The sequence below is a fragment of the Sphingomonas sp. RS2018 genome (genome assembly GCF_054489605.1).
Window position 1 is genome coordinate 560,667 of the sequence record NZ_JBTMWL010000001.1, and the last position, 11,574, is coordinate 572,240.

At 66.0% G+C, this 11,574-nt stretch carries 7 protein-coding genes; 4 read left to right on the forward strand and 3 right to left on the reverse strand.

Annotated features, from left to right (window positions below; all coding sequences use genetic code 11):
* Nucleotides 1–53: 53 nt before the first annotated feature.
* Nucleotides 54–1,316: a phosphoribosylamine--glycine ligase gene (gene purD / locus ACX40P_RS02890; protein ID WP_459124780.1), complete on the reverse strand. Its 1,263-nt coding sequence runs from the start codon at nt 1,314–1,316 to the stop codon at nt 54–56.
* On the opposite strand from purD, the gene xseA reads away from it, so the two are divergent.
* The 4 genes from xseA to ACX40P_RS02910 all read left to right on the forward strand — a co-directional run bounded on the left by xseA (nt 1,315) and on the right by ACX40P_RS02910 (nt 7,107).
* Nucleotides 1,315–2,694 (forward strand): exodeoxyribonuclease VII large subunit, encoded by a 1,380-nt coding sequence (gene xseA, locus ACX40P_RS02895; RefSeq protein WP_459124781.1) that lies wholly within the window; start codon nt 1,315–1,317, stop codon nt 2,692–2,694. The genes purD and xseA overlap by 2 nt on opposite strands.
* A 34-nt stretch (nt 2,695–2,728) precedes the next feature.
* Nucleotides 2,729–2,929 (forward strand): DUF2093 domain-containing protein, encoded by a 201-nt coding sequence (locus tag ACX40P_RS02900; protein ID WP_459124782.1) that lies wholly within the window; start codon nt 2,729–2,731, stop codon nt 2,927–2,929.
* Complete coding sequence (locus tag ACX40P_RS02905; RefSeq protein ID WP_459124783.1) at nt 2,926–3,825, forward strand: M23 family metallopeptidase; 900 nt, start codon at nt 2,926–2,928, stop codon at nt 3,823–3,825. Before ACX40P_RS02900 ends, ACX40P_RS02905 begins: the two co-directional genes overlap by 4 nt.
* Nucleotides 3,826–4,068: 243 nt before the next feature.
* Entirely contained in the window at nt 4,069–7,107 is a 3,039-nt protein-coding gene (locus ACX40P_RS02910; RefSeq protein ID WP_459124784.1) for a TonB-dependent receptor, read from the forward strand.
* Between the two features lie 59 nt (nt 7,108–7,166).
* On the opposite strand, the gene clpB is transcribed toward ACX40P_RS02910, so the two are convergent.
* Nucleotides 7,167–9,746, reverse strand: coding sequence for an ATP-dependent chaperone ClpB (gene clpB, locus ACX40P_RS02915; protein ID WP_459124785.1), 2,580 nt, complete (start codon nt 9,744–9,746; stop codon nt 7,167–7,169).
* Nucleotides 9,747–9,932: 186 nt separating this feature from the next.
* The gene (locus ACX40P_RS02920) at nt 9,933–11,570 is read right to left on the reverse strand and encodes a M28 family metallopeptidase (protein WP_459124786.1); all 1,638 of its coding nucleotides are present in this window, start codon (nt 11,568–11,570) and stop codon (nt 9,933–9,935) included.
* Nucleotides 11,571–11,574 lie beyond the last annotated feature (4 nt).

The window sequence follows — 11,574 nt, forward strand, 5'->3', positions numbered from 1 at the left end:
GGCCCGCCGGCGTAGCCGGTGGGAAGGGTGAGGGTGCCGCCCCTGGTCGAACCCTATCCTTGCTCCCGCGCCACCTCGCGCCAGCCGATGTCGCGGCGGCAGAAGCCGGTCGGGAAGTCGATCGCGTCCACCGCGGCATAGGCCGCCGCCTGCGCCGCCGCCACGGTCGCACCCATGCCCGTCACCGCCAGCACGCGCCCACCGTTGGCGACGATGCTGCCGTCACCATCGGCAGTGCCGGCGTGAAAGACGATCGCGCCGGTCGCTTCCGCGGCATCGATACCGCCGATCGAACCGCCCTTCGCCGGCGTGCCGGGATAGCCGTCCGCCGCCATCACCACCGTCAGCGCGGTCTCGTCCCGCCATGTCGCGTCCCGACTGCCCAGCGTGCCGTCGTCGGTCGCGATCAGCAGGTCGAGCACATCGCTCTCCAGCCGCGGCATCAGCACCTCGCACTCCGGATCGCCGAAGCGGGCGTTGTATTCGATCAGCTTCGGCCCCTCCGCCGTCAGCATCAGCCCCGCATAGAGCACGCCCTGAAACGGGTGGCCGATCCGCGCCATCGCCGCCACCGTCGGCCGCACGATCTCGTCGATCGCGCGCGCCTCCAGTTCAGGCGTCAGCACCCGTGCGGGGCTGTAGGCGCCCATGCCGCCGGTGTTGGAGCCGGTATCGCCCTCGCCGACGCGCTTGTGGTCCTGCGCACTGCCGAACGACATCAGGCTGGTGCCGTCGGTCAGCACGAACAGGCTGGCTTCCTCGCCTTCCAGGAATTCCTCGATCACCGCTTCGGCGCCGTGGCCGTCGAACAGCGCGGCGAGTGCGTCGTCCGCTTCGGCCGCCGTCGTCGCGATCGTCACGCCCTTGCCCGCGGCCAGGCCGTCCGCCTTGATGACGACCGGCAGCCCGAACTCGCCGACTACGGTGCGCGCGCCGTCGAGCGACTTGACCCGCTCGTAGCGCGCGGTCGGTATTCCCTCGCGCGCGCACAAATCCTTGGTAAAGCCCTTCGAGCCTTCCAGCTGCGCCGCGACCTTGCCGGGGCCGAACACGCCGATGCGGCACGCGCGCAGATTGTCGGCGAGTCCCGCGACGAGCGGCGCCTCCGGCCCGATCACGACGAAGCCGATATGTTCGCGCCGGCAGAAATCGACGATCGCCCGGTGATCGTTGGACGAGAGGTCGACCAGCGTCGCATGCGCGGCTATGCCGGGATTGCCCGGTGCGGCGAACAGGCGCGTCAGGCGCGGCGATTGCGCGAGTTTCCAGGCAAGCGCATGTTCGCGCCCCCCGGCGCCCAGCAACAGGACGTTCATGGCCGATCCCTTTTCCGACGATTATGCGGCAAGCCGGCTGGTAGCCGAGGCCGTGCCTGGCAGCAACGCACCTGATCTGTCGGTCAGCGAGCTGTCGCAGAAACTGAAGCGGATGGTGGAAGGCGAATTCGGCCACGTCCGCCTGCGCGGCGAAATTTCGGGATGGAAGCGTGCGTCGTCGGGCCATGCCTATCTTTGCCTGAAGGATGACGGCGCGGTCATCGACGGCGTTTTGTGGCGCGGATCGGCGTCGTCTCTGCAATTCTCGCCCGCCGACGGCATCGAGGTGATCGCGACCGGCAAGCTGACCACCTATCCCGGGCGATCGAAGTACCAGATCGTCATCGAGCGGATGGAGCTGGCCGGCGAGGGCGCGCTGATGGCGCTGCTCGAAAAGCTTAAGGCGAAGCTGGGGGCGGAGGGGCTGTTCGACCCGTCAGCCAAGCAACCGCTGCCGTTCATGCCGCGCACGATCGGCGTCGTCACCTCGCCCACCGGCGCGGTCATCCGGGACATCCTCCACCGGCTGGAGGATCGCTGCCCCACCCATGTCATCGTCTGGCCGGTCAAGGTACAGGGCGCGGGCGCGGCGGAGGAGGTTGCCGCGGCGGTGCGTGGCTTCGACGCGATGCCCGTCGACGGGCCGGTGCCGCGCCCGGATCTCGTGATCGTCGCGCGCGGCGGCGGTTCGATCGAGGATTTGTGGGCGTTCAACGAGGAGGTCGTCGTCCGCGCCGTCGCCGGTTGCTCCATCCCGATCATCTCGGCGGTCGGACATGAGACTGACACGACACTCTGCGACTTCGCCGCCGACGTCCGCGCACCCACGCCGACCGCCGCCGCCGAGTTCGCGGTGCCGGTCCGCGCCGACCTGTTCGCCGGCCTCGCTTCCCTGTCGGCACGGACCGAGCGCTGCGTGCGCCGCTATCTCGAGCGCGGACGCGAGCAGCTGTCGGCGCTGGTCCGCGTTCTGCCGCGTCGCGACGCGCTGCTCGGGCCGCAGCGGCAGCGCGCCGACGACCTCGTCCGCCGCCTCGGCTTCGCGCTCGAACGGCGCGTCGCGGTTGGTCGCCGCGACCTCGACCGCGCCGGTGCTGCGCTGCGCCCGGCGATGCTGGAGCGGCGCGTGGAGGGCGCGCGCAGCCGGCTCGACGGGCTGTCCCGGCTGCTCGACGCCGCCCACCCCGATAAACCGCTGGAGCGGGGCTATGCCCGGATCGAGGCGCGCGCGACCGGGCGCGTGGTCGCGAGTGCCGCCGAAGCACGCGCGGCGGGCGCGCTGACGCTCGCGTTCATCGATGGCCGCGTCGACGCCCGGCTTGAGCGGAGCGGCGGCAAACCCTATGTCGACGCCCCTACGCAGCCCGACCTGTTCTGACGGCTGCCGACCGAGCAACCGACGAAAGCGCGCCATGTTGATGTCCAAGTCCGACCGCCCCGCGCGGCTTCACTACATGGCCAATGGCTTCCGCGTGCTGGCGACCGGCGATCACGTGCTGTGCGCGGTGTCGGGCGCGCGCATCCCGCTGGAGGAGCTGCGCTACTGGGACGTCGAGCGTCAGGCCGCCTACGCCAGCGCGATCATCGCCAGCGAGGCGATGGCACCCCAATGAGCGCGCCGCGCCGCGGCGTACTCGCGGTCGGGCTGGTAGTGGTCGCGGTGGCTGGCTGTGTCGCGGCACCGGCGACTGAGCTGGAGCGAGCGCAGGCCATGCCGGCGCCAGTCACCAGCACCACGCATAGTGATTTCGACCTGACCGGCGGGGCGGTGCAGGGCGGCGTGATGCGCGGCAGCGTTCCGACAGGAACGATCGCGCTGACGCTGGATGGCAAGGCTGTGCCCGTCGCGGCGGACGGCCGCTTCCTGATCGCGTTCGACCGCGATGCCGCCGCCATCGCGACGCTGGTGGGGACACGACCCGGTGCCGCGCCCGTGATCCGCCCGCTGACCGTTGCGCCGCAGGCGTGGCGGATCGAGCGCCTGCCGACCCTGCCGCGCACGGCGCAGCCGACCGCCGAATTCCAGCGCCTGCGCGCACCCGAACTCGCGGCGATCGCCGCCGCGCGGACGAACGCCACCGGCGACGTCGACGGCTGGCGCCAGCGCTTCGTCTGGCCGGTCACCGGCCGCATCTCCGGCCTGTTCGGCGCCCAGCGAATCTATGCCGGCGAGCCCGGCGCCTACCACAGCGGCGTCGACGTCGCGCGCCGCGCCGGCACCCCCATCGTCGCGCCCGCCGACGGCATCGTCATCCTCGCCGCCGACCACCCCTTCACGCTGGAGGGCAATCTGCTGATGCTCGACCACGGCATGGGGCTGAACAGCGCCTTCCTCCATCTATCGCGCATTCTGGTGCGACCGGGCAAGCGCGTGCGTCAGGGTGAGGTGATCGGCGAAATCGGCAGCACCGGCCGCGCGACGGGACCGCACATGCACTGGGGTATGAAGTGGGGCGAGGCGCGTATCGACCCGATGTTGCTGGCGGGGAACATGCCGAAGGGCGGCTGACCACCAACTTCGCGCTACGGCGCGGAAACTCCGTAAGCATGCTATTGGTTCCCCGTCGATATGTGGCATTTTCGCTACAGCGCAGCGACAAAGCGGAAACCGGCTAAGTGGCCAGCTTTACAGCGGTTAGTTGGCGGCTCATCCCCACACCATGTCGCCGAACGCGTCCGCGCGGATGTGACAAGCAACGGTCGAGGGGCGGTGCAGCGATGCACCGGCAAGGCCAATAGCGAGGGAAAATTCGTGAACAGCACTTCCATCTTCAAGCGCAAGGCGCTCCGTGGCGGTTCCGCCCTGCAGGCGATCGTGCTCCTCGGCGCTGGCCTGACCGCCGGCGTCTTCGCCGCCGCACCTGCTGCGGCGCAGGATTATACGAATGTGACTGCATCTGGTCGCGTTCAGGGTACGAACGGACAGGGAGTTGGGGCCGCGACTGTCGAACTTAAGTCAGACAGTCAGGGTTTTGTTCGTACCGTGACTACTGACAGCAGCGGCGGCTTCCGCATCCCCCAGCTGCCAGCGGGCACTTACACGTTCACCATAACTGCCAATGGGTTCGACACCTACACGGAGTCCGGCATCGTCCTGAATCAGACGAGTTCCGCTAACCAGTTCACCTTGGCGACGACCGGCGCAGCTGGCACCGCATCCAGCGATGGGGGCGATATCGTCGTTACCGCTGGCCGCGTGCAGGTTCAGGATTTCGAACGCACCACGACCGGTGCCGTCATCGACATCGGTGAATTGCAGACGCGTGTGCCGGTGCAGCGCTCGCTGCGCGACGTCATTTTGTTGGCGCCAGGCACAACGCAAGGCGGATCTGCCGCGAATGGCGCGTTTGCTAATCAAGCGCAGGTCAGCGGCTCGTCGTTCACGGAAAACGCGTACTACGTCAACGGTCTGAACATCACTGAGTTTCGTCAGGGTTTCTTGCCAACGCCGATTCCGTTCGATTTTTATCAGACCGTCGAAGTCAAGACAGGCGGTTTTCAGGCGGAGTTCGGTCGTGCGACTGGCGGCGTAATCAACGCAATCACGAAGTCGGGCACCAACGAATATCATGCCGGTGTGTTGTTTAATTGGGAGCCGAATTTTCTGAGCGGGGATGCACCCAACAGCTATCTTGCCGATAACGATGGTGACTTTAACGATCGTATCGACGCGGTGTTCACCGCAAGTGGACCGATCATCAAGGACAAGCTGTTCTTTTTTGGTCTTTATAACAATCGCTATGTCGTAAGTGAAAACGGAACGTCGTCTGCGGCCGACGCGACAAACAATCGCTCGACGCGACAGAGCACGAAAAGTCCGTTCTACGGCGGTAAGCTTGATTTCGTGCCGTTTGACGGCCAGCGACTGGAGTTGACCTATTTCAACAGCACCGGAGAGTCGGACAATGTTGTCTCCGTGTACAACTCTAATACAAATACGCGCGGCCGTTTCGTCAGTCGCACCACCAGCCTTTCAGGCGGTGAAAACTATGTCGGCCGGTACACCGGAACGTTCGCGCCGTGGATTACGGTGTCGGGCGCATATGGCGTAAACAAGAACCGCACCGCGACGCTCCCGGCGAACACAACGCTGGAGCGTGTCACTGACAATCGCACGGGCACGCCGACCGAATTGGCTAATGGCACGGGTTCGGTCGTGACGAACAACGACAAGCGAAGCTTCTATCGTGGCGACGTCGATCTTTATTTCCGTGCTTTTGGCTCGCATCATATCCGTTTCGGATATGATCGCGAGTCGTTGGATGCAACGCAGCTGTCGACGACGATCGGACGCGGTGCTTCGACACTCAGCACCGCTAATGGAACCGATCTGACACGGCTTCCGGCTGGTACACAATTCGTGTCCACGCGGACGTTCGAGAACGGTGGCACGTTCAACACGACAAACGAAGCCTTTTATATTCAGGACAGTTGGTCGTTATTCCAGGATCGCGTTAATCTTCAGTTGGGCGTGCGCAACGATCGCTTTGTCAACAAGGATGCTGGCGGTGTGCCGTTCTACAAGTCCGGCGATCAGTGGGGTCCGCGCCTGGGCTTTACCGTCGATCCGTTTGGCGACGGCTCGACCAAGGTGTTCGGCTCGTTCGGACGCTATTTCGTTCCGATTGCAGCTAACACCAACATCCGGGGTGCGGGCCGCGAACTGGACTATACCGCTTATTATCGTCTCGCCGGTCTAAACCCCGACAGTACTCCGATCTATGGTGCGCCGATTCTCGGGATCACGAATTCCCAGGCTTGCCCCGGAACAACGGTAGCGAACTGTACGATTACCGCGGACGGTGAAATCACCGATCCGACGGCGTTTATCGCACAAGGCCTTAAACCGCAGTCGCTTGATGAATACATTATAGGTGCTGAGCGTCGTATCGGCCAGCGGTGGCGCGTGGGTCTGAACTATACCAATCGCAAGCTCGGCGCTGTGCTCGAAGACGTGGCGATTGATCAGGCAGTTCTCGCGTATTGCGCCCGCAACAACATAACGGGTTGCGGCGGCCGTGGCTTCTTCACTGGCTTTCATCAGTATGTTCTCGTCAATCCGGGCGAGGCCGCAACTATACAGTTGCTGCCACTTCCGAATGGTACGACACCCACCGTGGATTTTACCGCCGAACAGCTTGGTTATCCGAAAGCAAAGCGGTCGTATGACGCCGTTACCCTAACGGTCGATCGCGAGTTTGATGGAAAGTGGAGCTTCTCGGGCTCCTATACTTGGTCGTCACTTCGCGGCAACTACGAAGGTGGCGCCAAGTCGGACGTTGGGCAGTCGGATACTGGTGCGACGCAGGACTTTGATCAGCCGGGTCTGACGTTGGGGTCTTACGGCTTCCTTCCTGGTCACCGGCGTCATACTGTGAAGGCGTATGGCAGCTATCAGATCGGTGACTTCCTGAATCTGGGCGCCAACGTTCAGATCCAATCGCCTAAGAAGTTTGGCTGCATCGGCTTCGTCCCGGAAAGCATCGATCCGTTCGCGGCGCAGTATGGTGCAGCCGGGAACTTCTGTCAGGGTAAGCTCGTACAGCGCGGCACTGCTTTCGAAAGTGATTGGCGTAAGGAGGTCAGCTTGACCGCCGAACTGCGCGTTCCATCCGATCGCGTGAATGCCAGCATTCGCTTTGATGTCTTCAACGTATTGAACAGTAAGTCGGCGCTCGACTTCGACGAATTCGGCGATGACGATGTCGGTGCAATCAACCCCAATTATCGTTCGCCGCTTGTTTTCCAGGCACCGCGATCCGGGCGTATCCAGCTTCGCGTAGGTTTCTGAAACCGCATTCTCCGACAGTGAGTAAAAGGGCGGGTTCGAAAGAGCCCGCCCTTTTCGTATCAAGCCACCGCCAGCACCAACGCCCCATCCCCCTCGTCCACATGCACCGTCGCCCCATCCCGGACCTCGCCGCGCAGGATCAGGTCGGCCAGCGGGTCCTGCAGGTAGCGTTGCACCGCGCGCTTGAGCGGGCGCGCGCCATACACCGGGTCGTAACCGACACGGCCCAGCCAGACCTTGGCAGCGTCCGACAGTTCCACCGTCACCTTGCGATCCGCCAGCAGCTTGCCGAGCCGTGCGACCTGGATGTCGACGATCGGCGCCATGTGCTCCGCCGCCAGCCGGTGGAACAGGATGATCTCGTCCAGCCGGTTGAGGAATTCCGGACGGAAGTGCGCGCGCACGACGTCCATCACCTGCGGCTCGACGCTCGCCACATCCTCGCCGTCGCCCAGCGACGCGAGATACTGGCTGCCGAGGTTGCTGGTCAGGATGATGAGCGTGTTCGAGAAATCGACCGTGCGGCCCTGTCCGTCGGTCAGGCGCCCGTCGTCGAGCACCTGCAGCAGCACGTTGAACACGTCGGCGTGCGCCTTCTCCACCTCGTCGAACAGCACGACCTGATAGGGCCGCCGTCGGACGGCTTCGGTCAGCACGCCGCCCTCCTCATAGCCGACATAGCCGGGAGGGGCGCCGATTAGCCGGGCGACCGCGTGCTTCTCCATGAACTCGCTCATGTCGATGCGCACCATCGCTGCGGAATCGTCGAACAGGAATTCGGCCAGCGCCTTGGTCAGCTCGGTCTTGCCGACGCCGGTCGGCCCGAGGAACAGGAACGACCCGAGCGGCCGGTTGGGATCCTGCAACCCGGCGCGTGAGCGGCGCACCGCGGTCGCGACCGCGCGCACGGCGTCGGCCTGTCCGATCACGCGCCGGCCGATCGCCTCCTCCATCTTCAGCAGCTTCTCGCGCTCGCCCGACAGCATCCGTTCGACCGGGATGCCGGTCCACCGGCCGACCACGCCGGCGATGTCGTCGGCGGTCACCTCTTCGCGCAGCATCGCGGAGCCGGTCGAGACCTGCGCCTCGTCAAGCTGCTTCTGGAGCGCGGGGATGGTGCCGTAGGACAGCTCCGACATCTTCGCGAGGTCGCCGCCGCGCTGCGCCTGCTCCAGCTCCAGCTTCGCGGCCTCCAGCTGCTCCTTGATCCGCGCCTCACCGGCGATCTTGTCCTTCTCGCCCTGCCACCGAGTGGTGAGCGCCGCCGACTGCTCTTCGAGGTTGACGAGATCGCTCTCGATCGTCGCCAGCCGGTCCTTCGACGCTTGGTCGCTCTCGCGCTTCAGCGCCTCGCGCTCGATCTTCAGCTGGATGATGCGGCGGTCGAGCGTCTCGATCTCCTCTGGCTTGCTCTCCACCTCCATGCGGATGCGGCTCGCGGCCTCGTCCATCAGGTCGATCGCCTTGTCGGGCAGGAAGCGGTCGGTGATGTAGCGATTGCTGAGCGTCGCCGCCGCGACGATCGCGCCATCGGTGATGCGCACGCCGTGGTGTAGCTCGTATTTCTCCTTCAGGCCGCGCAGGATCGAGATGGTGTCCTCGACCGTCGGTTCGTCGGCATAGACCGGCTGGAACCGCCGCTGGAGCGCGGGGTCCTTCTCGACATATTTGCGATATTCGTCGAGCGTCGTCGCGCCGATGCAGTGGAGTTCGCCGCGCGCGAGCGCTGGCTTCAGAAGGTTTGACGCATCCATCGCGCCGTCGCCCTTGCCGGCACCGACCAGCGTGTGCATCTCGTCGATGAACAGCACGACCTCGCCCTCGGCGCCGCGCACCTCGTCCAGCACGCCCTTCAACCGCTCCTCGAACTCGCCGCGATACTTCGCGCCGGCGATCAGTGCGCCCATGTCGAGCGCCATCAGGCGGCGGTCCTTCAGCGTGTCGGGCACGTCGCCATTGGCGATGCGCAGCGCCAGGCCTTCGGCGATCGCGGTCTTGCCGACACCGGGTTCGCCGATCAGCACGGGGTTGTTCTTCGTGCGGCGGGCGAGGATCTGGATGGTGCGGCGGATTTCCTCGTCGCGGCCAATGACGGGATCGAGCTTGCCGTCGCGCGCGGCCTGCGTCAGGTCGCGCGCGAATTTCTTGAGCGCGTCATAGCGATCCTCGGCGCCGGAGGTGTCGGCGGTGCGTCCGCCGCGCATCTGGTTGATTGCGGTGTTCAGCGCCTCGGGCGTCGCGCCCGCGGTCTTCAGCGCCTTGCCCGCCGCGGTGTTGAGCGAGAGGGCCAGCGCGACCAGCAGCCGCTCGACCGTGACATAGCTGTCGCCCGATTTCTGCGCGATCTGCTCGGCGGTATCGAGCGTGCGGACCGCATCGTTGTTCAGCCCGGGGGTGGTCTGCGCGCCCGAGCCCGATACAGCCGGGATCCTGGCCAGCGCCAGATCGGTTTCTGACACCGCACGCTTCGCATCACCGCCGGCGGCCGCGATCAGCCCGGCCGCCATGCCCTGCTCATCCTCCAGCAGCGCCTTCAACAGATGTTCGGGCGCGATCTGCTGGTGGGACATGCGGATCGCGACGGTCTGCGCCGACTGGAGGAAGCCCTTCGCACGGTCGGTGAATTTCTCGAGGTTCATATCGCGTCCCTGTTCGTCTCACCGACAGAAATGGTGTTGTATTATGGCAACACAAGAGGCGGTGTTGAATACTCCCCTCCCTGCACAAGGGAGGGGTAGGGGGTGGGTCGGCCCGATGGGGAACGGATCGCTCGCCTCTTGGCCACCCACCCCCGGGCCCTCCATTCACGAGGGAGGGGGGGAAGGTTACTTCGGACGCACCGCTTTCGGCTGGTCCTTCGCGAACTGCTGGCCAAACGGGCTGTCGGCATACCAGCGCGGGCGGGCGTCGGCGTCGGCCAGGTCGCGCGCGACCTCGTAGTTGATCGTGGCGAACCGTGCGGCCGATACCCAGTCGAATGGCAGCGACGGTTGGTCGGCCGGGGTGTGATAGGTCTTGGCGAGGAAGTCCTTGAAGATCGCGGCGCCGTTGTTCTTCACCCCGGTCGCCAGCATGACCGAGGGCACGCCGCGCTTCACGAAGCTGTAGTGGTCGGAACGAACGAAGACGTTCTCCTCCGGCATGAAGTCGGGGCTGAGCGTCAGGCCCGTTTTCGCCGCGGCGCGCGCTACCGCTTCGCCCACGGTCGAATGCTCCGCGCCGAAGGCGACGACGTCCTCCAGCTTGTAGAGCAGCACCGGCATGTCGAGATTGACGTCGGCCACCACCGCGCCGCCGGCCGGGGTCAGCGGATGGCGCGCGAGATAGTCGGAGCCGAGCAGCCCGTCCTCCTCGCTTGTCAGCGCGACGAACATCACCGACCGGCGCGGCGGCTTGCCCGATGCGGTGAAGGCGCGCGCCGCCTCCAGCATCGTCGCGACGCCGGCGGCGTTGTCCATCGCGCCGTTGAAGATCTTGTCGGTGCCCGGCGCATCGGCGTGGACGCCATTGTGATCGAGATGCGCAGTCAGCAGGACGTACTCGCTGCGCAGCTTGGGATCGGTGCCGGGCAGTACACCGACGACGTTGGCGCTGGTGATGGTGGAAACAAGGCTCGACTGGTCGACCGTCACCTGAGGCTTCAGCGCCACGCCGCGCACGCGCGTGCCGGCATCGGCGGCGGTCAGCACGGCGGCCAGCGTCGTGCCGCTGCCGGCGAACAGCGCCTCGGCCGCCGCGCCCGACACATAGCCGCTGGCGCGGATGCCGGGCACGGGCAGGTACAGGCTGCCGTCGGGTTCGGCCATCCGCATGCGCGGCTCGACGATGTTACCGCGGATGCGCTCCCAGCCGACGCGCTTGACCAGCGCCGGGGCGGGGATCGTCAGGATTCCGATCGCGCCGCGCGCCGCCGCCATCTTCACCTTTTCGGCGCCGAGGCTGGAGGCGAGCTCGCCCGACAGCGATTTCGGCGTGCCGCTCAGCATCACGACGAACTTGCCGCGCACGTCGAGGCCGCGATAATCGTCCTGTCCCTGCGCCGGCGCGTCGAGGCCGAAGCCGACGAACACCGCGCCCGCCGCCAGCTTCTGGTCCTGGAACCGCGCGTCGGGTGCCACCGCGGCGTCGGTGCCGCTGGCGAAGCGCGTGCCGCCGATCGTGATCGCGGCCGGCTTGGCGGGGTCGGGGCGAGCGGTGCGGAAGGTGATGGTCTGATACCAGCCACCCTGCTCGCCGCCCGGCTTCAGCCCGAACGCGTCGAACCGGCTGGCGACGTACTTCGCCGCGATGTCATAGCCGCGGGTGCCGGCGTCGCGCCCCTCCAGCAGATCGTCCGCTAGGAACTCGACGTGCGCGCGTACCTCTTCGGGCCGGATGACGGGCGCGTCCTGCGCCGCGATCGGCTGGGCGAGCGTGACGCCGGCGATCAAGGGTGCGGCGAGAAGGGCGGCGATACGGCGCATGTGA